General features: G+C 71.7%; 21 protein-coding genes. 13 read left to right on the top strand and 8 right to left on the bottom strand.

Annotated elements, in window-relative coordinates:
* Nucleotides 1–42 precede the first annotated feature (42 nt).
* The 5 genes from FRAEUI1C_RS32955 (at nt 43) to FRAEUI1C_RS32930 (ending at nt 5,025) form a co-directional block, all read left to right on the top strand.
* On the top strand, nt 43–546 hold the full coding sequence (locus FRAEUI1C_RS32955) for a carboxymuconolactone decarboxylase family protein (RefSeq protein WP_013427714.1): 504 nt from the start codon (nt 43–45) through the stop codon (nt 544–546).
* Nucleotides 547–797: 251 nt separating this feature from the next.
* On the top strand, nt 798–1,688 hold the full coding sequence (locus tag FRAEUI1C_RS36905) for a DUF4397 domain-containing protein (protein ID WP_157735130.1): 891 nt from the start codon (nt 798–800) through the stop codon (nt 1,686–1,688).
* A complete protein-coding gene (locus tag FRAEUI1C_RS36900) occupies nt 1,685–2,434 on the top strand; it encodes a class F sortase (protein ID WP_013427712.1) in 750 nt (249 codons plus the stop codon). The genes FRAEUI1C_RS36905 and FRAEUI1C_RS36900 overlap by 4 nt, the downstream gene beginning before the upstream one ends.
* Nucleotides 2,435–2,501: 67 nt before the next feature.
* On the top strand, nt 2,502–3,689 hold the full coding sequence (locus tag FRAEUI1C_RS36895) for a hypothetical protein (protein WP_013427711.1): 1,188 nt from the start codon (nt 2,502–2,504) through the stop codon (nt 3,687–3,689).
* Nucleotides 3,690–3,783: 94 nt separating this feature from the next.
* Complete coding sequence (locus FRAEUI1C_RS32930; RefSeq protein WP_232425205.1) at nt 3,784–5,025, top strand: MBL fold metallo-hydrolase; 1,242 nt, start codon at nt 3,784–3,786, stop codon at nt 5,023–5,025.
* A 57-nt stretch (nt 5,026–5,082) separates the two neighbouring features.
* Here the strand turns inward: FRAEUI1C_RS32930 and FRAEUI1C_RS32925 are convergent, their stop codons facing one another.
* Nucleotides 5,083–6,087 carry a CE1 family esterase gene (locus FRAEUI1C_RS32925; RefSeq protein WP_013427709.1) on the bottom strand — a complete coding sequence of 335 codons (1,005 nt, stop codon included), beginning with the start codon at nt 6,085–6,087 and terminating at the stop codon, nt 5,083–5,085.
* A 60-nt stretch (nt 6,088–6,147) separates the two neighbouring features.
* Between FRAEUI1C_RS32925 and FRAEUI1C_RS32920 the strand changes: the two genes are divergently transcribed.
* A complete protein-coding gene (locus FRAEUI1C_RS32920) occupies nt 6,148–6,687 on the top strand; it encodes a MarR family winged helix-turn-helix transcriptional regulator (RefSeq protein WP_013427708.1) in 540 nt (179 codons plus the stop codon).
* Nucleotides 6,688–6,751: 64 nt separating this feature from the next.
* Here FRAEUI1C_RS32920 and FRAEUI1C_RS32915 read toward each other — a convergent pair whose 3' ends face one another.
* The 3 genes from FRAEUI1C_RS32915 to FRAEUI1C_RS32905 form a co-directional block, all read right to left on the bottom strand.
* On the bottom strand, nt 6,752–7,882 hold the full coding sequence (locus FRAEUI1C_RS32915; protein ID WP_013427707.1) for a sulfite oxidase: 1,131 nt from the start codon (nt 7,880–7,882) through the stop codon (nt 6,752–6,754).
* A 304-nt stretch (nt 7,883–8,186) separates the two neighbouring features.
* Entirely contained in the window at nt 8,187–9,467 is a 1,281-nt protein-coding gene (locus FRAEUI1C_RS32910; protein ID WP_013427705.1) for an MFS transporter, read from the bottom strand.
* Between the two features lie 86 nt (nt 9,468–9,553).
* On the bottom strand, nt 9,554–10,486 hold the full coding sequence (locus FRAEUI1C_RS32905) for an AraC family transcriptional regulator (RefSeq protein ID WP_013427704.1): 933 nt from the start codon (nt 10,484–10,486) through the stop codon (nt 9,554–9,556).
* 138 nt (nt 10,487–10,624) lie between these two features.
* Between FRAEUI1C_RS32905 and FRAEUI1C_RS32900 the strand changes: the two genes are divergently transcribed.
* Entirely contained in the window at nt 10,625–11,344 is a 720-nt protein-coding gene (locus tag FRAEUI1C_RS32900) for an SDR family NAD(P)-dependent oxidoreductase (protein ID WP_013427703.1), read from the top strand.
* Nucleotides 11,345–11,405: 61 nt separating this feature from the next.
* Here the strand turns inward: FRAEUI1C_RS32900 and FRAEUI1C_RS32895 are convergent, their stop codons facing one another.
* Both FRAEUI1C_RS32895 and FRAEUI1C_RS32890 read right to left on the bottom strand, forming a co-directional pair.
* Nucleotides 11,406–12,119, bottom strand: a complete 714-nt coding sequence (locus FRAEUI1C_RS32895) for a hypothetical protein (protein ID WP_013427702.1) — start codon at nt 12,117–12,119, stop codon at nt 11,406–11,408.
* A 70-nt stretch (nt 12,120–12,189) separates the two neighbouring features.
* Nucleotides 12,190–13,953 carry a glutamate synthase-related protein gene (locus tag FRAEUI1C_RS32890; RefSeq protein WP_013427701.1) on the bottom strand — a complete coding sequence of 588 codons (1,764 nt, stop codon included), beginning with the start codon at nt 13,951–13,953 and terminating at the stop codon, nt 12,190–12,192.
* Between the two features lie 233 nt (nt 13,954–14,186).
* Here FRAEUI1C_RS32890 and FRAEUI1C_RS32885 point away from each other — a divergent pair, with 233 nt between their 5' ends.
* The 4 genes from FRAEUI1C_RS32885 (at nt 14,187) to FRAEUI1C_RS32870 (ending at nt 16,919) form a co-directional block, all read left to right on the top strand.
* Nucleotides 14,187–14,852, top strand: coding sequence for an RNA polymerase sigma factor (locus tag FRAEUI1C_RS32885; protein ID WP_013427700.1), 666 nt, complete (start codon nt 14,187–14,189; stop codon nt 14,850–14,852).
* Complete coding sequence (locus FRAEUI1C_RS32880; RefSeq protein WP_013427699.1) at nt 14,849–15,112, top strand: anti-sigma factor family protein; 264 nt, start codon at nt 14,849–14,851, stop codon at nt 15,110–15,112. The genes FRAEUI1C_RS32885 and FRAEUI1C_RS32880 overlap by 4 nt, the downstream gene beginning before the upstream one ends.
* A 93-nt stretch (nt 15,113–15,205) precedes the next feature.
* Nucleotides 15,206–15,694, top strand: a complete 489-nt coding sequence (locus tag FRAEUI1C_RS32875; RefSeq protein ID WP_041259803.1) for a MarR family winged helix-turn-helix transcriptional regulator — start codon at nt 15,206–15,208, stop codon at nt 15,692–15,694.
* A 1-nt stretch (nt 15,695) separates the two neighbouring features.
* Nucleotides 15,696–16,919 carry an epoxide hydrolase family protein gene (locus FRAEUI1C_RS32870; RefSeq protein ID WP_013427697.1) on the top strand — a complete coding sequence of 408 codons (1,224 nt, stop codon included), beginning with the start codon at nt 15,696–15,698 and terminating at the stop codon, nt 16,917–16,919.
* A 360-nt stretch (nt 16,920–17,279) separates the two neighbouring features.
* Here the strand turns inward: FRAEUI1C_RS32870 and FRAEUI1C_RS32865 are convergent, their stop codons facing one another.
* Both FRAEUI1C_RS32865 and FRAEUI1C_RS32860 read right to left on the bottom strand, forming a co-directional pair.
* Nucleotides 17,280–18,236: an alcohol dehydrogenase catalytic domain-containing protein gene (locus tag FRAEUI1C_RS32865; protein ID WP_232425204.1), complete on the bottom strand. Its 957-nt coding sequence runs from the start codon at nt 18,234–18,236 to the stop codon at nt 17,280–17,282.
* Between the two features lie 87 nt (nt 18,237–18,323).
* Entirely contained in the window at nt 18,324–18,902 is a 579-nt protein-coding gene (locus tag FRAEUI1C_RS32860; RefSeq protein ID WP_013427696.1) for a TetR/AcrR family transcriptional regulator, read from the bottom strand.
* 840 nt (nt 18,903–19,742) lie between these two features.
* Here FRAEUI1C_RS32860 and FRAEUI1C_RS32855 point away from each other — a divergent pair.
* Both FRAEUI1C_RS32855 and FRAEUI1C_RS32850 read left to right on the top strand, forming a co-directional pair.
* Nucleotides 19,743–20,534 (top strand): alpha/beta fold hydrolase, encoded by a 792-nt coding sequence (locus tag FRAEUI1C_RS32855; protein WP_049807054.1) that lies wholly within the window; start codon nt 19,743–19,745, stop codon nt 20,532–20,534.
* A gap of 107 nt (nt 20,535–20,641) precedes the next feature.
* Nucleotides 20,642–21,580 carry an NADP-dependent oxidoreductase gene (locus FRAEUI1C_RS32850; protein ID WP_013427694.1) on the top strand — a complete coding sequence of 313 codons (939 nt, stop codon included), beginning with the start codon at nt 20,642–20,644 and terminating at the stop codon, nt 21,578–21,580.
* The last annotated feature ends 110 nt before the right edge of the window (nt 21,581–21,690 follow it).

The raw sequence follows: 21,690 nt of genomic DNA, 5'->3' as shown, positions 1-21,690 counted from the left end.
TGGACCTTACTCGCGGGCTAATCCGGGCCTAGCGTAGGTGCCATGACAACGACTCCGACCCCCGCGTCCCCCGCCCGTTCGGTCCCGGTCCGCCTGGACTTCGAGAGCCACGCCGGCGCGTTCTACCGTGCGGTCTCGCACCTCGACCACGCTGCGACGAAGGAGCTGGACCGGGTCGGCCTCGACCCGCGGCTGCGTGAGCTGGTCCGCGTGCGGGCCTCGCAGCTCAACGGCTGCGCCTACTGCGTCGACATGCACACGAAGGACGCCCGGGCGATCGGTGAGACCGAGCAGCGCCTCTACGCGCTGTCCGTCTGGGCCGAGACGCCCTTCTTCACCGAGCGGGAGGGCGCCGCCCTCGCGTTCACCGAGGCGGTCACCCTGATGGCCGTCGACCACGTGCCGACCGCGGCCTACGACGCGGTGGCCGCGCAGTTCAGCCCCGACGAGGTCGCGGCGCTGATCGCGCTGATCGTGGCGATCAACGCCTGGAACACCCTCGGCGTCACCACCCAGGCCTGGGAGCCAGGCTCCTACCAGCCCTGACGCCCAGCCCTGACGCCCCGGCCGGGGTGTCGCGCCCACAGCGGTACCCGTGGACCCCGTGTCGCCTGGCTCGGCCACAGTCTCGATCACCGTGACCGGGCGGTCACGGTGCGCTCAATGGCACGTTTAGTGCTCTTAGCTGACGGAAAAGGCGCATATGCCGGCTTGAGCGGTTAGGGTCCGAAGTCCCGACGTTTATGGGCACTGGGGTCCAAAGCGCCTGGAACCGTTTGGCTAGTGGGGGTCGCATCGTGACTAGAGGACTGACCGCGCCGCGCCGTTGGCGGACCATGGCTCTGCTGGCGGTCGCCGTCGGCGCGGCGGTGGGGGTCCCGGCGCTGGCGTCGCCGGCTGCCGCGGCTCCGGCCGCCACCACGACAGCGACCGGAACGGTGACGCTGGTCCACGGCCTGCCCGGCGTCGTCGCCGACGTGACCGTCGACGGCAAAGAGGTCATCAAGAGCTTCGCGCCGGAACGGATCACCGACCCGCTCAGCCTTCCCGCCGGAGTCCACCAGTTCGCGGTCCGTCCGGCCGGCGCCGCGCCCACGTCCGCGCCGGCCGTGTCGGGCTCGTTCGCGATCGCGGCGGGCTCGCGGCTGTCGGTGGCGGTCGGCCTCGACGCGGCCGGCCAGCCGATGGCGCACGTCTACGACGACGCGGCCAGTGGCCTGGCGGCCGGCGCGGCCGGGGTGATCGTGCGCAACGTCGCCGACGTCGCCGACGCCCGGGCCAGCCTCGACGGCGCCCCTCTCGGCGGCGCGGCCGGAGCCGGGTCGGTGGTCAACAGTTCCCAGCGGGCGACGGTCGCCACGACCGGTTCACACACGGTGACGGTCACCGACACGGCGGGCACGACGACGCTGGTCAAGGCGCAGACCGTCCCGGTGCGCCCGAGCACCGCCAGCGTGCTGTACCTCATCGGTCGCCCCGGCTCCTACACCTGGCTGGCAGACCAGGTCGCGACCGCGACGCCCGACCGGGTCAACACCGGAACGAGTGGGCTCGTCGCGGACCACTCCACGCCGCCGGCGGTCCTCCCGGCGCTGCTCGGCGTCGCCGTCGTGGCGGCGGCCGGCCTGGTCGGATGGCGGCGTCGGCGCGTCTGGCTCGCCCGGCGTGGCCAGCCCGGGACGACGTGATCCACTGGCTTCGGCACCCCGGGAGCCGGCTGGTCCGGACCCGGCGCCGCAGGCTGCTGCGCCGCTCGATCGCCGGTGTCGCGTTCGGCGCCGCCATCCTCGGCGGCGGCGGGCTGCTGTGGTGGCGCTCGACGGCCCCACCGCCCGACAGCGGAACGCTCGTCGCCTCCGCCGAGGGCCCGGCAGAGGCGACCGGCACGTCGGCCTCGACCCGGCCAGGCGTGGCCCCGGCGGGGGCGGCGTCGGATGACCTGCTGACCAGCCGGCCCGGTCGGCTCGCCGACCTCGACTCCGGCGCGATCCGCCCACCGGTCCGCCTGAGCGAGCCCACGACCGGCATCGACGCCGCCGTCGTGCCAGCCGGCGTCGACCCGGAGACCCGCGCGCTGGAGGTGCCGGCCAACGCCACCACCGTCGTCTGGTGGGCCGCCGGAGCGGAGCCGGGCGCCGGCCGCGGCACCGTCGTCCTCGCCGCCCACGTCGACTACGACGGGCGGGAGGGCGTCTTCTTCCGCCTCGATCTGATCAGGATCGGCGACGTCGTCACCGTCACGGACGACGCCGGCAGCGCCCACCGCTACCGAGTCGTGACCCGCCGCCATGTCGCCAAGGCGGCGCTGGCCGACACCGACGTCTTCCGGGCCGACGGGGCGAACCGGCTCGCGCTCATCACCTGCGGCGGCGGATTCGACACCGCCACCCACAGCTACCTGGACAACCTCATCGTCCTCGCCGAACCGATCTGATCCGCGCGAGCGCCCGGCCGCTGTCCTGCCCCCGCCTCCCGCCGGCCGCGACTGAAGGGTGAGTCACATGCCCGGTCCCGTCAGGCCCGATCCCGCGGCGAGCGGCCCGCTCCGGGTCCCGACGCCGGCCGCCCGGCGACCCGCGTCGGCCGGCTGCCCCTGCGAGGCGTGCGCGCGCCGGGCGCGCGCCGCCGCCGCGGCAGCCGCCAAGGCACAGGCCAAAGCGGCGAAAGGCACGAAGGCGCCCGCCGCGGCCGAGTCGTCGCCGGTGACCAGGGCTCCGTTCGAGGCCGCGGTGCCCGTGACAAAGGCGCCGCCGGCCGCGGCGGGGGTGTCTCCGGTGGCCCCGTCCGAGCGTGTGGTGCCGCCCAAGCCTGTGCTGCCGCCCAGTTCGGTGGTTCCGCCCAGTTCGGTGGTCTCGTCCAGTTCGGTGGTTCCGCCCCGGTCGGTGGTTCCGGCCAGGTACGCGGCGCCGCCCCGGCTGGCGAAGGCTCCGAAGCAGCCGAAGGCTCACCGGGTCCCGAAAGCCGCCAAGCCGCCGAAGGCTGGCAGGCCGCCGAAGATCTCGAAGGGCCTGCCGGCCGCCGACACTCCCGTGGCCGTCGGCGGCACCGCCACGCCCGCGGCGGCCGGCCACCGCAGGTCGCGTCCCCGCCGGTCGCCCGGGGCGATCCAGCGGCTGAGGTGGCCGGACCGGAGCCGCGAGATCGGGCTGGTGGCCGCGGTGGTCGTCCTGCTGCTGGTGACCGCCGTCGGAGTTGTGATCACAATCGGTGGTCATGGCGACAAAGCGGGCTCACGGCATCGGGACCTGGCCGGCGCGACCCCGACCGTCGCCCGTCAGCCGGTCGCGGCCGTTCCGGCCGTGGAGGCCACCCGGTTCGGCCAGCCGGTCGGCGTCAGCCAGGACGGCCAGCTGGCCGGCACGATCGAGGTCGACACCCCAGCCCCCGCCGCGCAGGTCGCCGGTGTGACGGCGAGCAGCGGGTCGTTCCTGACCTTCCGGGTCACGGTGCGCGCCGCGCGCGACGGTCTCGTCTACAACCCGCTGTATTTCAGCGTGGTCGGGCCGAACGGAGCCCGCTACGAGCCCATCGTCGCCGGAGGCCAGGAACCGGCGCTCGACACCGGCGTGCTCGCCGCCCGAGCGGAGGTCAGCGGCTACGTGACCATCGAGGCGCCGCCGCGGGGGACGCTCGTCTACGCCGCCGGTCCGTCCGGTCGGACCACCAGCTGGCCCTATGTAGGGAGCTGACCATCCTTGCCACCGCCCGCCGGACTGGCGCGGTGGCTCAGGGCGACGGCGCGCTGGCCGGTTCGGTGGGGTAGATCGCTGTTGCGGCCCTCCAGTGGTCGCGATCCGAGCCGAGAGACAGCCACCGGAGGGCCGAAACGACGATCACGCTGTCGATGGCGGGGTGGTGGGAGATCGACGGCGGCGGGCGCCGAGCTCGGTCGGACCGTTGGCTCGACTTCGACGGTGTTCTCGCCGCGTGGGTGCGGTAGATCTGCGGGCCAAAGCCCGGCGACCTAGGGTCCGGAGTATGTGTGACGACGATGCCTCGGGTTTGCGGGCGGCCTTTCCCCGGCCGGTCGCCGGTGTGGCGTTCGACCCGGTGTCGTTGGTTCCGGTGGACGAGGTAGTCGTCACGACGCTCGTCGACAACACCTTTGACGCGTTGCTGGCAAGCGACGACCGGGTGAGGCGGGCGCCGATCGGGGCCGGCCTGGTCGAGGCGCCCCAGTTCGAGGACGGCCTGACGACGGTCGGTCTGCGCGCCGAGCACGGGTTTTCCGCGTTGGTCCAGGTCAGGCGCGGCGACGCGGTCACCACCCTGCTGTTCGATACCGGTGTTTCGCCGGACGGCATGGTGAGCAATGCCGAGCGTCTCGGAATCGATCTCGGGGACGTGCAGGGCGTCGTGCTCAGCCATGGCCATTTCGATCACGCGGGGGGTCTTGCCGGCCTGGCGGGCCGTCGGGGGGTCCGTGGCCTACCGATGACGGTGCACCCGCTGGTCTGGACCCGCCGCCGGCTGGCACCCCCCGGCCTCGACCCGTCACCGCTACCGACGCTGAGCAGGCGCGCGCTGGAGTCGGAGGGCTTCGAGGTGATCGAGCGACGGTCTCCGTCGCTGCTGGTCGACGGCAGCGTACTGATCACCGGCGAGATCGACCGCACGACCGATTTCGAACGGGGAATGCCCCGCGCGCACCAGGCCTGGGACGGCGCCGGCTGGCGTCATGACCCACTCGTTCTCGACGATCAGGCCCTCGTCGTGCAGGTCAGGGATAGAGGACTCGTGGTCTTGACCGGGTGTGGGCACGCGGGTGTGGTCAACATCGCGCGACACGCACTGCGGCTTACCGGCGTCGACCGGCTGCATGCGCTGATTGGCGGCCTGCACCTGAGCGGGACCGCCTTCGAACCGGTCATCGCGCCGACGGTCAGCGCGCTGACCGACATGGCTCCCGACCTCGTCGCCAGCGGCCACTGCAGCGGCTGGCGCGCCCAGCAGGCGCTGGCCACGGCACTCCCCGAGGCCTGGGTCCCGAGCAGTTCCGGGACCTCATTCCGGCTTGCGGCCTAGACACCGACCGAGGGTCGCCAGGGGGACTGTGCGTCAAGTCCGGGAAAGCGAGTCGGGTCATCGCATGGTTCGGGAGTGCGAGGCGAAGAAGTCGAGGATCTGAGCGGTGGCCGGGAAGGATTTGCCGGCCTGGCTTTCGCCGGCGGCCGATGGGCTGTCGCCGTTGGCTGCTGGGCCGCCTGGCCACGCGTGGGTGCCGCCGCTGACCGTGTCGAGGACGACCGCGGCGCCGTCGGCGCAGCCCGAATAGGTGAGGCGTTCGACCTCGGGGAAGGGCCGGTCGTGGTGAGGCGGCCGGGCGCATCCGTAGCGGGTGGCGTAGCTGTCGACCACCGCGGTGGCAGCGGGGATGCGGGTCGTGGTGCTGCGGACTGTTCCGCCGGCGTAGGGCACCTGCGGGTCGGCTGTGCCGGCGATCGCCAGTGTCGCCGGGGCCACGCCGGTCGGGCAGGCCGCGGGGGTGGTCGCGGACACCATGGCCACGGCGGCGAAGACGTAGGGGGTTTGGCACACGAGTGTCGCGGCGAAGGCGGACCCGTTGGAGTGTCCGGCCGCGTAGATCCGGGTGGGGTCGACGCAGAGGTGTTGATTCAGCTCGGCGACGAGGGCGTGGACGAAGCCGACGTCGTCGGCCGCGGCGGGTGCCTCGAAGACGTTCCACTTGCGCGGGTCGCCCAGTGCGTCCGGGGTGACGACGATGAAGCCGCGAGCTGTGCCCGTCCGCGCCATCAAGGTGTTCGCCTCCTGGGCTTCCTTGGTGCCGCCAGCGCCGTGGAAGTCGAGGACGAGCGGATAGGGGCGGCGCGCGTCGTAGCCGGTCGGAAGGCTGAGCAGGTAGGCGCGATCATGGCCGTCGTACCGCAGTGTCTGTGCCCCGGTCGCCGGTCGGCTCGAGGCGCAGCCCGGCCCGGTCGTGCTGGCGGCGGTGGTCGTGAGCCCGCGCGCCGGAGTTCCTCCCGAGCCGCAGCCGGCCAGGACGCAGAGCAGCGCGACGGCGGTCAGGAGGGCGGCACGCGGTGGGCGCCGGCTTCGCGGGGACTGGACGTCGACGGGCGGAGGCATGGCCCGAGAATAGACAACCTAGGTTGACTGTCAACCGGCGGAGACGGATATGCTCTGGCTGTGACACCGGCCCCCGCTGAGCCATGCCCGAGCGGCGAGGGTCCCTCCGGCACGCCGTCGACCGACTGGGAGCTGGGCCTCGCGTTGGCGACGGCGAGCCAGGTGTGGCGCGCGCGGCTCGCCGGGGCCCTCGCCGAGAGCGGCTACGGCGACCTGCGGCCGTCCGACCTGCAGCTCCTTCGTCTGGTTGACGGTGGCGTCGCGTCCGTCGGGGAGCTGGCCGGCCTGTTCGAGGTGAGCAAGCAGGCGGTCAGCAAGGTCGTCGACAGCCTCGCCGCCCGCGGTTACCTCGACCGCGCGATCGACGAAGCCGACCGTCGGCGAGTGCGCCTCGTGATCACTCCCCGGGCCGGAGGGGCGATTCTGGCCGCCCGCCAGCTGCGTGAACGCGACACGCGACGGCTGGTCGGCGTCCTCGGCGAGGACGGGCTGCGGGGCTTGCGCGAGGGCCTGGCGGCGGTGCTCGGTCTGCGGCCCGACCACAAGCAGACCGTCGCCCTCGCCCGCCGGCTTGCCGACGAGGACCGCGCCGAGGCCTGACGCCGAGGTTCCAACTGGACAGAGGAGATGACACCCACCAGGCGGGGAAGTCGTGCGCCCCCGGCTACTCGACGGTCACGGGGACACGCTGGACGGCGTTGTTCGCGAAACCGCCCCTGTTCCAGCGGTCATCGAGAGGCTGCACCCGCCCGGTGCCGTCGGTCGCCCGAGCGCACAGCTCATGAGCACCGGGGGTCGCGTCCCACAGGAACGTCCATCGCTGCCAGGCCCACCTTCGTACCGGATCGGCGGCGCCGTCGGCAGCTGCGTCGGAATGCGCGTCGATCGTCGCCGGTGCCCAGGTCGCCCCGCCATCCGCGCTGACCTCGACGGAGACGACCGGGCCCCAGCCTGACCAGGCCCGTCCCTCGATCATGATCGGCCCCGGTCTGGCGAATCTCCGCCGAGACATGAAGTCCGGAAAACCAGGTGGCACCAGCAACGCGCGGGGGAAGATTCGCGTCACCGGTTCGCCGACCTCGTCTGGCTCCTGCCGAAGGCGATAAGCGGTGACCTGTTGGAAGCCTTGGAACGGCGTGTCGACGACGGTGATGTCCCGCAGCCACTTGACGTGTGCCATGCCGTACCAGCCCGGCACGATCAGCCGTAGCGGGAATCCGTGCTGCGGTAGCAGCGGTTCGCCGTTCATCTCGTAGCACAGCAGGACGTCATCGGCCATGGCATCCGTCAATGACAGGCTGCGCTGGTAGTCCTGCTCGACACCACGCTCCACGCCGTGGTCGGCACCGGTGAAGACCACCTCGACCGCGTCCGGCGTCACACCGGCCGCCTCCAGAACTCCGGCGAGTGGGGTACCGGTCCAGTTCGCCGTTCCGACGGCCTCAACCATCCACGGCTGGCTCACCGGCCTCGGGTGCAGGCGGGCGCGACCATTGCCAGCGCATTCCATCGTGACCGCCACGGTCCGGCGGGGCAGCTCCCGAATCGCGGCCATGTCGAGCGTCAACGACCGGGCAACCGACCCGGTGACCGTGACCATCCACTCGGCGTCAGTCGCGAACGGAATGTCGTAGTGGATCAGGAGATAGTGCAGGCCGGGCGGGGTGAGGTCGTACCGCAACGCCTCCAGCGGCAGACCGTGGTTACGGGCGGCCAGGGCCAGTTCGTCGGTGGAGATGCCCTCCTCCGGCGAGGCTAGCCGGGCTGGCGAACTCAGGCTCTGTACCGACGTCATTGGCTGATCTCCGGCGCCCAGGGCGAGGCACTGGAACCGGCCTCGCGACGGATGGTCCAGCCTCACACGCATCGAGGCCGGTCGGAGACGTCCATCGGCCAGCCGACATCGGACGCGGGCCGACGAGTGAGGAGCCTGGATGCTGGTGGCGAGCGTCGCGCCGAACGAGCCGGCTTCGGACGAGCCGCCGTGGAATGGACCAGCGTGGGCATCCCGGGCGACGACGATCGCACGGGCCGCCGCGTCCACTTCATTCCCCAGCAGGTGGCCTCCGCCCGTTTCCTGGCGGTGCACGCCGGCACCGCTACCGCAGCTCCCGACAACCCACCGCTGACCGATCGGCCGGCCGCGGGATGACGGCCGGCATCGTGATGACCGAGGCAGGATCGCCCTCGGCGTCGCGGCGGGCGGAGCCGACGAGCAGCCAGGCCGCGACGAGAGCCGCGCCGGTCAGGAACCAGCCGGCCGGGCGCACTCCGTGAGCGTGCGCGAACCACCCGAACACCAGGGAGAAGGGCAGGAAAAGCAGCCAGGACAGGGTGCCGGCGCCTGAGGACACGCCGGCCCGGATCGTCGCGGGAACACCGTCGTGCAGGAGCTTGCCCGCCCGGATGCTGATGATCGCGAGGAGGAGCGACAGCAGAGTCTGCGCGACGATCACCGCGGCGAGTGACCTGGTCAGCGTCAGAGCGAGGGTGACTGCTGGCGTGGCCAGCGCGAGTGCGGCCACGACGGCGCGGCTGCTCATGTTCAGCTTGCCCGTGAGATAGCCACCGATGCCGAGGGTGGAGACGACCGCTGCCCAGTACGGGCCGAACAGCGCCGCTGGGGCGGCCAGCGCTACGAGCCACAGCGGGCCGAACTCGAACACCGCCTGCGCGAGCATCGCGGTCAGCGCTGACAGGAGCATCACCTGGCGCACCTTCGGCATCCGGATCATCGTGCGGTAGGTGACGGCGACCTGGCTGCGCAGCGGTACTGGCTCCGCGGCGCGGTGCAGCCGCGGCTCGGTGAAGCGCAGGAACGCGACAGCCGACGCCGCCACGAACGGAAGCGTGGCGAAGTAGGTCACCCGCGCGGAGGTCCAGCCGGCGATCAGGCCGCCACCCAGGGCGCTGATCACGAGCGAGCCGCTCTCGACCATGTTCACGCGGCCGATCCAGGTCTCGTACTCGTCGCTCGACCCGGTCTCCTCCATCACCGCGTCGTAGACGATGCTGTCCACCGTCCCGGAGCTGAGCGCGAAGTAGACACCGAGGATCATGGCCGCGGCGATGTAGGTCGGCACGTTCCTGCTCAGACCGCCCAGCACCGTGCTCAGGAGCAGCGCGACGCTGGCGCACACCATGAGGCGGCTGCGGCTCCAGCGGTCGGCGAGGATCCCCGAGGGCACCTCCAGCAGCGGGACGACGGCGGCGTACGCGGCGGCCATGATCGCGACCGTTCCTGGCGTGAAGCCGATCTGCGTCATGAACAGCTTCTCGACGGGGACCCATAGGACCATGCCGGACAGACCCACCGCGACCTGCAACGGCACCAGCCGCCGGGCCAGCCTGGACGGGGCGGCCGGCGCGGTGTCACTCATCGGGTGCCTCCCAGTCGTGCGAGCTGTGGACGCCACCCAAGTCCCCTGACAGTGGCCAACCGTTACACGCCGGTGGACGGAGCCGCTTAAGTGATCTTCCCGCGTGCCTGCGCCCGGTAGCGGCCCGGCGGGAGGCCGCGGCCACGGGAGAAGGCGCGGGAGAACGCGTACTCCGACGTGTAGCCGACGGAACGGGCGACGGTGTCGATCGGGTCGTCGGTGTCGCGCAGGCGGCGTGCCGCCAGGTCCATGCGCCAGCGGGTCAGGTAGGCGGCCGGCGTCTCGCCGACGAGGCCGGGGAAGCGCCGGGCGAGGGTGGCTCGGGAGACGGCGACGTGGTCGGCGAGCGCGGGCAGCGTCCAGGCCCGGCCCGGGTCGGCGTGCAGCGCGGTGAGTGCCGCGCTGATGGTCGGATCGTTGAGGGCGCGCAGCCAGGAGAGCGACGGCGACGCGGGTTCGGCGCGCAGCCAGGCTCGCAGGACCTGGATGAGCAGCACGTCGACGAGCCGGTCGAGCAGCGTGGTGCTGGCTGGCCCGGGCTCGGCGAGCTCGCCGGACAGCAACCGGACGGTGTCGGCGAGCAGGCCGGCTCCCGGCGCCCCCGCGGGCACGTGGACGACTTCGGGCAGCAGGGTGAACAGCGGGGTGGTGACGGCCGGGTCGTGCCGGTAGGAGGCGCACAGGATCCTGGTCCGCGCGGGGGGTGGTCCGAGGTCGAGCCGGCCACCGGCGGCGAGCGCGGCCTTCGACGCGGCGTGGTCGAAGGGCTCCAGCGGACCGGCGGGATCCCCCGCGAGCCCATGCTCGGAACCGGTCGGCAGGAGGACCACGTCGCCCGGCATGAGCCGCAGCGGCGGTTCTCCGGGGAGGCGCAGCCAGGCGGCGCCCGCGGTCACGGCGTGGAAGGCGGCGCCTGGGACCCCGAACAGCCGCAGCCCCCACGGGTCACCGGCGTGCACCGTGGCGGCGACGGTGCCACGCACTCCGGCGACGTCCAGCACGTCGGCGAGCAGATCCACGATCGCACACTACCGATAGGTACCCGATGCATCGTTCGGTGAGACGTTTGGACAAGAATCTGAGATTTTCTAGCATCGATTGCCGACTATCTGCGCCATACGGTTTTCGTGTCCCACACTTCAACCGGAAGGCGAACCATGAACGTCGACGGCAGCATCGCCCTGGTGACCGGTGCCAACCGAGGCCTGGGCGCCCGGCTGGTTGACCGCCTCCTGGACGCCGGCGCCAGCAAGGTCTACGCCACGGCGCGCGACCCCCACACCGTCGACCCGGTCGTCAGCAGCCACCCGCGGGTCAGCACGCTGGCCCTGGACGTGACCGACCAGGCGAGCGTGGACGCGGCGGCGAAGGCGGCGGCGGACGTCACCCTGCTGGTCAACAACGCCGGGGTGCTCGGGTTCGGCACCGCCCTCGACGCGGACCTGGATCTCTTCCAGCGTGACGCGCTGACCAACTACATCGGTCTGCTGCGAGTGAGCCAGGCCTTCGCCCCGGTTCTGACCACGAACGCCCCGGGCGCGATCGTCAACGTGCTCACCCTGATCGCGCTGGCGCCCGTGGCAGGAATGGCGGGCTACTGCGCCTCGAAGGCCGCCGCGCATTCGATCACCCAGTCGCTGCGGGCCGAGCTGCGGGGCAAGGGCGTCGAGGTCATCGGTGCCTACCCCGGCGGCATCGACACCGACATGCTCGCCGGAGTCGACGCCGACAAGGCCGCGCCCGAGACCGTCGCGGAAAGGATCGTCGCCGGGCTCACCGCCGGGCAGACGGTGATCTGGCCCGACGACGCCTCGGCGGGGGCTGGCTCGCTCTACCTCGGCGACCCGCTCGCCCTCGAGCGCACCCTCGCCGGCTGACCGACGCCGTCATCCCTGGGCCCTCCGTGGCCGTCGCCGCCGACTCGCCCGCCGCCAGCCGTCAGCGGCGGGCGAGTTGGCGGCCCTGACGGAAGAAGTCGACGGCGTCGGCGACGGAGCTCACCTTGTCCCAGGTGAGGAACGCCCCGAAGGGCGCGTTCCAGAACCCGTCCTCGGTTGGCGGCGGGGGCGCCGGCGGGCCGACGTAGAGGTAGGGCTCGGAGACGTAATCGTCGCCGGGCGACGCGCCATAGTTGATGTCCGCGGCACGGATCGCGACGTCAGCGTGCTCGGGCCAGAGCGTGACGCCGCTGGGTTCGTCGGCAGGGATCTCGGCACACCACTGGCGCAGCGCCGCGTCGCCGAGCGCGTACCAGTCGGCGATGCGGCGGGCCGCGTCCGGGTCGACGTCCAGCGCCGCGTCCGGGTCGCACGGCGTGTTCAGGTGGTAGACGTCGGCCGGGCCTCCGGGCGCGGGCAGCCCGGTGAGCGCCGCGGCCGCGGCCAGGGTGCGCAGCGGCGCCCGTCTCACGGCCGAAGCCCCGTCCGTACCGCCGGACCTGACGACCAGGTCGGTGCCGTCGACCGCGACGACCCGCTCTTCGGCACCGAACGGCGGCGTACCGAACCCACCCGGGGTGACGACCAGACCGATGCGGCCGATGGCTCGGTACCGCGCGGCGGCCAGCACGTGCTCGGCGACGGCGTGCAGCGCCGCCCGGGTACGGACGAAGGTGTCGTCGACACCGGAGTGCCGGCTGATGTTCTCGCTCATCTGGTCTCCACGATCCTGTCGGTCGTTGTTGGCTGTGCGACGGAGCGGCGTAGGTCCCGGCAGCGGGGGGTCAGCGGACGCCGGCGTAGGCCACGCCGACCAGATCGGCCACGTCCCGCTTGAAGCTCGTCAGATCGTCCGCGCTGAACCCGGACAGGTGCCGGTGGCCGCACGCCCGGGCCAGTACCGCCATCAGCTCGACCGACGAGGTCAGGAACCGCGTCAGCTGGCCGGCGGCCCGCTCGACCGGCAGCCGGGCCCGCAGGTGTGGCTTCTGGGTGGCGATGCCCATCGGGCAGTTGTCGGTGTGGCAGGCGCGCATCCCCACGCAGCCGATGGCCTGCAGCGCGGAGTTCGACACGGCCACTGCGTCCGCGCCCAGCGCGAGTGCCTTGACGAAGTCCGCGGGCCGGCGCAGTCCGCCGGTCGCGACCAGACTGACCTGCTCCGCGCCGACCCGGTCGAGATGGCGGCGGGCCCGGGCCAGCGCCGCCATCGACGGCACACTGATGTTGTCCCGGAAGATCGTCGGTGCGGCACCGGTACCGCCACCCCGGCCGTCGAGGATCACGTAGTCCACGCCAAGCGACAGGGCGGCGTCCAGGTCGGACTCCACGTGCTGCGCGGACATCTTCACCCCGACCGGGATGCCCCCGGAGACCTCGCGCACCCGGTTCACCAGGTCGCGGGCGTCATCCAGCGACCGCCAGTCCCGGAAGCGAGCCGGCGAGATCGCCGGCTGGCCCTCCCGCAGCCCGCGGACCTGCGCGATCCGGCCGGTGACCTTGTGGCCTGGCAGGTGCCCGCCGGTGCCGGTCTTCGCTCCCTGCCCGAGCTTGAGGTGCAGCGCCTGCACCTGCGCCAGGTGCCCCTCGTCCCAGCCGAACCGCGCCGACGCCAGCTCGTAGAGGTAGCGGGAGCAGGCCTGCTGCTCCTCCGGCAGCATCCCGCCCTCGCCCGAGCAGATCGCGGTCCCGGCCGCCTCCGCGCCGGCAGCCAGCGCTCGCTTGGCCTCGGCGGACAGCGCGCCGAAGCTCATGTCGGAGACGAACAGCGGAATGTCCAGCCGCAACGGCCGCGCCGCTGCTGGCCCGATCACCACGTCGGTGCCGACCGGTTCGTCGTCCAGCAGCGGAAACCGGGACAGCTGTGCGGTGAGGATCTGCAGGTCCTCCCATTTCGGCAGCTCGGTCCGTGGCACGCCCATCGCCGCCGTCCGGCCGTGGTGACCGAGCCTGGTCAGCCCGTCCGCGGCCAGCTCGTGGATCTCCCCGACGTACGGCTCCTCCGCACTGGCCTGATGAGGGTCGGCGAACAGCCGGGCGTACACGTCGGTCACCGCCGTCTGCGGCTTCACCGCCCGGTAGGCGTCCAGCTCGCGCCGGTCGACCACGACCATCCGGTCCGCGCGCACCCGGGCCGGCAAGCGGTGCAGCCGCTGCGAAGGGTCGTAGTCGCTCACCCCGGTGTCCAGCCGGAAGTCCCAGCCGTGCACGCCGCACACGATGCTGTGCCCCTCGATCCGGCCGTCGGCCAGGAGCGCGCCGCGGTGCGGGCACCGCCCCTCGTACACCGCCACCGCCCCATCAGCCAGGTGGGCCCTGTCAGCCCCATCGGCCCTGTCAGCCCCATCGGCACCGTCCGCGCCCGCCGCCCCGCTTCCCGGACTGTCCGAGCGCAGACGCACCACCACCAGGTCGAGGCCGTCCACCACCGCCCGGACGGGCTCCCGTGCTGGCAGCGCCGCCCAGTCGGCAATCACGACCTCCCACGGCGCACCGCCCGCGACCTCGTCGGCCGCCACCGCTTCGACGACCATCTCCGCACCCGTCATCCGGGCCTCCCCGTCACCGCGCTACTCGGACGCCAGCACAGTCGTCACAGAAGGCCAGGCGTTACACGGAACCCCACAACGTCGCGCGCGCGACAGTCATCAGGCAGCGCCTGCTCATCGACAACCTCTGGACTGACCGTTTCCCGCGAGCGCCGGGGCGCCCGGCCAAACTCCCTGGGCGCGGTGGGCGCGGGAGATTGTGGTGCCGCCCGGTGCCGCCTAGGTTCCGTTTCGTGGAGGTTCGAGGGACTGCGCCGGCCAGCTCGGCTGCGAGCACCGAGGACGCCCGCGTCGTTCAGGCGCTGCGGTCCGGTGACGAGGCGGCCTTCGCGGACCTGGTCGACCGGATGGCACCGGCGATGCTGGCGGTCGCGGCGGGCCATGTGCCTAGCCGGACCGTGGCTGAGGAGGTCGTACAGGAGACGTGGCTGGCCGTGCTGACCGGCCTCGACCGGTTCGAGGGCCGGTCCAGCCTACGAACCTGGGTGTTCGCCATCCTGCTCAATCTCGCCCGAAGCCGGGGCGCGCGCGAGCGCCGCAGTGTCCCGTTCAGCACCGCGTTTCCCGAGGGCGAGAGCGGCCCGACGGTCAACCCCAGCCGGTTCCGCCCACCCGGCGACGAGTGGCCGGGGCACTGGGCGACCGCGCCCCGGCCCTGGGACCTGCCCGAGTCGGCCCTGCTGTCCCACGAGGTCCGCACCCGGCTGCGCGCCGCCCTCGACGCGCTGCCGTCCCGGCAACGCACCGTCGTGCACCTGCGCGACGTGCAGGGGCTGGACGCGGACGAGGTCTGCGCGCTGCTCGACATCGAACCGGGCAACCAGCGGGTGCTGCTGCACCGCGGGCGGGCCAGGCTGCGGCAGGTGCTGGAGGACTACATGAACGAGGCACAGGCATGACCCGCGGCCTGGAGATCGACTGCGATGAGCTCGTCGAGATCGTCACCGACTATCTCGAAGGAGCGCTGGACGCGGACACCCGTCGGCGATTCACCGAACACCTCGACCTGTGCGACGGCTGCGACGCCTACGTCGAGCAGATGCGCGACACCATCCGGCTGGCCGGCACGCTCCAGCAGGACGAGCTTCGACCGGACATGCGCGACAAGCTGCTCGCGGCCTTTAGGGGATGGAAGGCCGACACCGCGCCGCCCCCCTGACGGTCCGCGGCCGGTGCTGGACGGTCGTGTGCCGCCTGGCCAGGTCCAGCTCCTCGCGCAACGATTTACATCGAAGATTGATATAGTCGGGGTGTGGGTCGATCAGCGACAGGCAGATCGCTCGATGTCGATCGCCTGGCGACGGTGATCGAGGACTTCAACACGGTCTTCATCCGGCTCGCGTCGGTGCAGAGACTGAACTTCTCGACGCTGTCGGTGCTCCATAGCCTCTCGCGTGGCGGGCCGATGCGGCTCACCGAGCTGTTGGCGACCGAGCAGATCAAACAGCCGGCTCTGACCAGCCTGGTCGCAAAACTGCAGGCGGCCGGCCTGGTATCCCGCCGGCCTGATCCGAGCGACGGCCGTGCGGCGCTGCTCTCGCTGACCTCGGCCGGCGAGACGGTCGTCCAGTCCCGGCACGCCGACCGAGTCGCGCGGCTGGAGCGGTTGACCGACCGGCTGGACGACCACGACCGGGCTGTGCTCGCCGAGGCCCAGGAAGTCCTGTCCCGGCTGGTCGCCATCGCCCACGAGGCACCGACCGAGCCGTCGAGCGGTCCCGACCGCGGGCGAGGAGAATGACATGACCCGATTTCCCCTGGAGCCAACCCCGATCCGCGTCTCCGACGAGGTCCTCGATGACCTCCGTGTCCGTCTCACACTCACCCGTCCGCCACTGGACGAGGGGAATGCGGACTGGTTCTACGGCGTCCCGGAAAGCTATCTGGGTGATCTTGTCGCCTACTGGCGGGACGGCTACGACTGGCGCGGGGCCGAGGCGGCCATCAACGCCTACGAGCACTACCAGGTGGACGTCTCCGGTGTCCCGGTGCACTTCCTGCGCAGGCCCGGCCGCGGGCCTCGCCCGATCCCGTTGATTCTGACCCACGGCTGGCCTTGGACGTTCTGGCACTGGTCGAAGGTGATCGACCCGCTCGCCGACCCGGGCGCGTTCGGCGCCGACCCCGCCGACGCGTTCGACGTTCTCGTGCCCTCGCTGCCCGGCTTCGGTTTCCCCGGCCCACTCACCGACTTTCCCGACGTCAACTTCTGGAAGGTCGCCGACCTCTGGCACACCCTGATGACCGAGACCCTGGGGTACGAGAAGTACGCGGCCGGCGGCTGCGACATCGGCGGGCTTATCAGCAGCCAGCTGGGCCACAAGTACCCCGACGAGCTCTACGGCATCCACATCGCCTCCGGGCTGCCGCTCGACTTCTTCACCGGCCCGCGCGCCTGGGACCTCGCCCAGAAGCAGCCCCTCACCGACGACCAGCCCGCCGACATCCGCGCCCGCATCATCGAGCGCGACCGCCGCTCGGCGTCCCACCTCGCCGTGCACATGCTCGACGGCGCCACCCTCGCCCACGGCCTGAGCGACTCACCCGCCGGACTGCTCGCCTGGCTGTTGGAACGCTGGAACGCCTGGAGCGACAACGGCGGCGACCTTGAATCGGTCTTCACCAAGGACGACCTGCTCACCCACGCCACGATCTACTGGGCGAACAACTCCATCGCCACATCGATGCGCTACTACGCCAACGCCAACCGCTACCCCTGGACCCCAGCCCACGACCGCGTCCCGGTGGTGCAGGCCCCCGTCGGCCTCACCTTCGTCAGCTACGAGAACCCACCCGGCATCCACACCACCGACGAACGCGTCCGCGCGTTCAAGGCCAGCCCGCAAGCCGCCTGGAGCAACCACGTCAACGTCAACGCTCACGAGCACGGCGGCCACTTCATCCCCTGGGAGAACCCTGAGGCCTGGGTCAGCGACCTGCGCCGGACCTTCCGAGGGCTGCGTTAGTCCCGGCCGCTACCGAACCAGTCGCCAGAGCGCAGCCCAGCCGCGTGAGGTACGGGCGTGATCGTCTGACGAATCCGTCGTCGGCCGGCAGCGTCAGGCCGGTGCGGTGACTACGTCAGCGGTAGAGCTCGGCGTACAGCTCGATGGAGCCGACCCCTCGCATCGTCTCGGGGGCCCCCGCCGAGGGCGGCCACGGTCGCCCGCAGCTGCGCGAGCGGTTCGGTGTCGCTCATCGGATTTCCTCCCCGCCCCTGCCGCCCGCGGGCCGGATCATGATGCGGGCCGGGCCGTCGGCCCGTCGGGCAAGCTGGAGGGCGTCGGGGACGCCGTCCAGATCGACCGTCATCCCGATGACCGGGCTCACGTCCAGTTCGCCGGCGCAGATCGCGTCCAGGGTGCCGTACCAGTCCTCCGGTCCGGCCCACCGCCGAACTGGATGTTGACGCCTTTTCGCTTGGCCACCAGGGAGGAGATGTGGTCGCCTTCCGGAGGGCCGCCCGCCGTCAGGATGCGGGTACCACGCTCGCACTGCTGGATGATTCCGTCGAGGACACCGGGCCTTCCGACGAACTCGAACACCACACACCGCGGTGCCGACGGGTCGGCGCCGCCGAACGCGGGCCGGCCCGGACCGCCGCCGAGCGCCACCTCCCGCCACAGGTCGTACGGGGACCCGTCGGCCGGATTGACCGTGTGGGTGGCACCTAGCACGCGCGCCGTCTCCAACCGGTCGGTGTTGTAGTCCGACACGAGAATCGGGCTGACGCCGCGTAGGCGCAGGGCGGCAACGGCGGACAGACCTATCGCGCCCGCGCCGATCACGAGGGGGACGTCGCGGGAGTCGAGCGCCGCCCGCCGGACGTAGTACTCACCGACAGCGAACGCGTCCGCGAGCGCGACCTGGTCGGGTGGAATGTGGTCGGGAACCGCGCGGGCCAGCGATTCGGTCAGCAGCATCAGCTCGCCGAACCCTCCCGGCGCCTCCGGGCTGCACCCAATGATGCGGACCGGTCCAGCCCCGACGAGAACTGGCAGGCTGGTCACCCGCGTGCCGGCCGGCAGCCGTTGCTCGGTGTCCGGTCCGAAGGAGACGATCTCGCCGACGAACTCGTGACCCATCACGATGTCGCGGTCCTCGTGGTAGTCCCACAAACCGCTGTCGTCCTCGGCCACGCCCTCCGGGTTGTCCATGAAATGCAGGTCGGACGCGCAGATCGCGCACGACAACGTCCGTACGAGGATCTGGCCGGGGCCCGGCACCGGATCCGTGGTTTCCCGGACCTCTATCCGCCTACCCCGCAGCACCGCCGCTCGCATGCAGACCCTCATCTCCGCCTCGACGCATTCGTCGATTCACAGTGCGTGTGACAATCAATCGAGAATTCCGCCGGCCGCGGACGCCGGTCAGGGCCGCAGTGCGCGCAGCAGGAACTCGGCGATGCGATCCGGTGGGTTGTCCCGCCCGGTGAAGGGATGCACGAACGATCGGTACAGCGCGGCGCCGATCAGGACGTCCAGGACGGTGTCCGGGTCCAGGCCCGGCTCGACGCTCCCCGGCGCGGCGGCGGCGAGCATGGCCCGGAAGGCGGGTCGGACACCCTCGCCAACCCGGTCCACCACAACGCGATGCCGGTCTGGCTGGGACTGGTAGGCCGCGAACAGACCGGGGATGGCGGCTCGCGCCGCGGGCGAGTCGAACAGCCCACAGTAGGCGGCCACCAGCCGGCGAACGTCGGCGTCGATGTCCCCGGTGTGGGTCAGGTTCAGAGCATCAGGCCCAGGGAAGACAGCGGACTCGACGAGCGCGACGCGCGACGGCCAGCGCCGGTAGATCGCCGAGGCGCCGACTCCGGCGCGGCGGGCAACGGCCTGCACGGTCGTCGCCGCGAATCCGCCCTCGGCGAGGATCTCCCGGGCGCTGGCGAGCGCCCGCGCGTCGATCCCGGGGTCCCGTGGCCGGCCACGAGCCAGCTCGTCCCGCACGGCACCCCCTCTCCAAATTACGATTCGATATGAACTCTAACGTAAAACGCGGTGAGGTCGCAAGCGCCGAGCTCGGTCGATGGTCCTCGGCCCCCGGGCCGCGGTGGCCGCGAAGGCGGGACGGGGGTCCTCGGCGTCACTGGAGCGGCTGGCCGCACCAGTAGCCGTTGTGGTTCAGCGCGGCGGGTGGCGATACCGCGACGAAGTCGCGGCCGGTCGGGTCGACTCGGAGGAAGGTCTTGCAGGTTGTCGGGAGCTTGGGCTGGGAGAGGTCGACCGGAGCGATCAGGCCGCTGCCGGTGAAGGACTTGACCTGCCGCAGGTTCTGGATGAACGCCTCGCGTGTAGTGACGTCCGTCCTGCCGACTTAGGGTCGCCTCGGCGGGGTCCATGCCGCGTTCGGTGGTGTATGTCCTCCGGGTTCCGGGACTCCCTTGTCGCGAGCCTCGACGTCGTCGGTCACAGTCCGGTTCCGCGGGTCGTCGGGTGGGCTCTGGTGACTCGTGTGGGGATTGCAGTCGGATGACGCAAGCTCAGCCGGGGTGTCGCTGTCTAGCGTGATGGCCACGGTGCTGGTCCACGAACTTTGATTCTTTGCCCTGTACTCCTCTTTCACCCCTGCCAGCCTGCTGCGTATCGGCGGTTACGGCGCGGACGGGAACCGGATGCTCAGCTGGAATGCTGCCTGGCATTCGCATGGCCGGGCTCGATTTTCCCTGCCGGAAAGCCGTAGGTCGTTCGCCGTCTTCTGGCGACCATTTTGGGAGGCTGTTCATGTCCTCTGGCCGTCCGGTCAGTCGGCCGTTTCGTCGTCTGTTCGCCCTGCGACCGGTGCGCCTGATGGGTGCGCTGGCCGTGCTCGGCGTACTGCTCATGGTGCTCGCCCCGCGGGCGGATGCCGGGCAGCCGAACGGCGGCCCGCCGAAGCCGACCATTGTCCTGGTACACGGTGCGTTCGCGGACGCGTCCAGCTGGAGTGGCGTCGTGACGCGTCTGCAGCGTGCCGGCTACCCGGTCGTGGCGCCCGCGAACCCGCTGCGCGGTCTGGCCAGCGACGCGACCTATCTCGACAGCGTGCTCCACACGATCCCCGGGCCGGTGATCCTGGTGGGCCACTCGTACGGCGGCGCGGTCATCACCCAGGCCGCCGCGGCGGCGCCGAACGTGAAGGCCCTCGTCTATGTCGCCGCCTTCGCGCCCACGGTCGGTGAGAGTGCGTTCGGGCTGATTGGAATGAACCCGGGCAGCGCGCTGCCGACCGCCGTGACCTCGCTGCCGTTCGCCGGAACCGGTGGCGATGACGGCGTCGACGTCTATATCAACAGCGCACGGTTCTCCCAGGTCTTCGCGGCTGACCTGCCGGCGACGACCGCGGCCGTCCTGGCCGCGTCCCAGCGCCCGGTGACGCTTTCCGCCCTACAGGAGTCCGCCACGTCGGCGGCGTGGAAGACGATCCCGTCGTGGTATCTGGTGGCATCCGCCGACCAGGCGATCCCGCCGGCCACGGAGCGGTTCATGGCTCGACGCGCGGGCGCGCACACGGCGGAGGTGAACGCGTCGCATGCCGTGCTCATTTCGCGGCCGGACGCGGTCACGGGCCTCATCGAAAGCGCGTCGCGCGGCGTCGCGTGAGCTGTCACCCGAGTGGTTTCGCCGCCGCGTCCCGGAAACGGGACGCGGCGGTGGTCCGACGTGAAATCCGACGCGTCAACACATTGCACAGACAAAGGAGAGTGCGGATGGACGTCATGATGGCGCTTCGTGCCCACGCGCGCGGCGGCGCGGAAGAGCTGGTCTACGAGAAGGCCCCGAGGCCGGTGCCCGGGCCGGGGGAGGTGCTTGTCGCCGTGCACGCGGCGGCGATCACCTTCGCCGAGCTCACCTGGGAGCAGTCGTGGACGACCCGGAACGGCGCCGATCGAACCCCGATGATTCCGTCGCACGAGGTGTCGGGGGTCGTCGCCGCCGTGGGCGCGGGCGTCGACGGGATGGCGGTGGGCGACGAGGTCTTCGGCCTGATCGATTTTGACCGGGACGGTGCCGCGGCGGATTACGTGGCCGTGCCGGCGGCCGATCTCGGCGCCAAGCCCGCGCGGGCGTCGCACGTCGAGGCCGCCGCGCTCCCGCTCGCCGCTCTCACCGCCTGGCAGGCGCTTGTCGACCACGCGGGGCTGCGGCCCGGCGAGCGGGTGCTGGTGCACGGCGGCGCCGGCGGAGTCGGTGTCTACGGCGTCCAGCTCGCGGCGATCCTGGGAGCACACGTGACGGCGACCGACCTGCCGGCGCATGAGCGGTTCGTGCGGGAACTCGGCGCCGAGACGTTCATCGACGTCACCGCCACCGCCTTCGACGAGGTCACCGCCGACGTGGACGTCGTGCTCGACACCGTCGGCGGGAGCACGCTCGACCGGTCGTATCGCGTCCTGCGTCCGGGTGGCCGGCTCGTCACGCTGGGGGCGCCGCCGTCCGCGGAGGTGGCGGACGGCTACGGGGTACGGGCGATCTTCTTCGTCGTACGGCCCGACCGCACCGAGCTCAACCGCCTCGCCGCGCTGGTCGACGACGGAAGGCTGCGCCCGGTGGTCGCGCGGACCTACCCGCTGGCCCAGGGCCGCGAGGCGTTCGAGAGCGGCCGCGGCCCGCGGCCACCGGGCAAGACGGTCCTCGTCGTCCGGTGACGCCCCGCCGCAGCCGAGGGCAGGTGCAGTCGGATGACTGAAGCCGCCCACCGTGATCATTTACTACCTTCGGCTGATCTCAGCGGCGACGGTAGGAAAGGTGGGCATGC

The sequence above is a fragment of the Pseudofrankia inefficax genome, from assembly GCF_000166135.1.
GTDB classification, from domain to species: domain Bacteria; phylum Actinomycetota; class Actinomycetes; order Frankiales; family Frankiaceae; genus Pseudofrankia; species Pseudofrankia inefficax.
Note: the sequence above shows the minus strand (reverse complement) of the source record. Positions and strands in the feature narration are given on the sequence as shown.

What these genes read in the sequence shown, in the direction of transcription:
- FRAEUI1C_RS32955 (WP_013427714.1), top strand. Translation starts at nt 43, where the DNA reads ATGACAACGACTCCGACCCCCGCGTCCCCCGCCCGTTCGGTCCCGGTC.
- FRAEUI1C_RS36895 (WP_013427711.1), top strand. Translation starts at nt 2,502, where the DNA reads ATGCCCGGTCCCGTCAGGCCCGATCCCGCGGCGAGCGGCCCGCTCCGG.
- FRAEUI1C_RS32925 (WP_013427709.1), bottom strand. Translation starts at nt 6,087, where the DNA reads ATGCCTCCGCCCGTCGACGTCCAGTCCCCGCGAAGCCGGCGCCCACCG.
- FRAEUI1C_RS32915 (WP_013427707.1), bottom strand. Translation starts at nt 7,882, where the DNA reads ATGACGTCGGTACAGAGCCTGAGTTCGCCAGCCCGGCTAGCCTCGCCG.
- FRAEUI1C_RS32910 (WP_013427705.1), bottom strand. Translation starts at nt 9,467, where the DNA reads ATGAGTGACACCGCGCCGGCCGCCCCGTCCAGGCTGGCCCGGCGGCTG.
- FRAEUI1C_RS32900 (WP_013427703.1), top strand. Translation starts at nt 10,625, where the DNA reads ATGAACGTCGACGGCAGCATCGCCCTGGTGACCGGTGCCAACCGAGGC.
- FRAEUI1C_RS32895 (WP_013427702.1), bottom strand. Translation starts at nt 12,119, where the DNA reads ATGAGCGAGAACATCAGCCGGCACTCCGGTGTCGACGACACCTTCGTC.
- FRAEUI1C_RS32890 (WP_013427701.1), bottom strand. Translation starts at nt 13,953, where the DNA reads ATGACGGGTGCGGAGATGGTCGTCGAAGCGGTGGCGGCCGACGAGGTC.
- FRAEUI1C_RS32880 (WP_013427699.1), top strand. Translation starts at nt 14,849, where the DNA reads ATGACCCGCGGCCTGGAGATCGACTGCGATGAGCTCGTCGAGATCGTC.
- FRAEUI1C_RS32870 (WP_013427697.1), top strand. Translation starts at nt 15,696, where the DNA reads ATGACCCGATTTCCCCTGGAGCCAACCCCGATCCGCGTCTCCGACGAG.
- FRAEUI1C_RS32865 (WP_232425204.1), bottom strand. Translation starts at nt 18,236, where the DNA reads ATGCGAGCGGCGGTGCTGCGGGGTAGGCGGATAGAGGTCCGGGAAACC.
- FRAEUI1C_RS32855 (WP_049807054.1), top strand. Translation starts at nt 19,743, where the DNA reads ATGGGTGCGCTGGCCGTGCTCGGCGTACTGCTCATGGTGCTCGCCCCG.
- FRAEUI1C_RS32850 (WP_013427694.1), top strand. Translation starts at nt 20,642, where the DNA reads ATGGACGTCATGATGGCGCTTCGTGCCCACGCGCGCGGCGGCGCGGAA.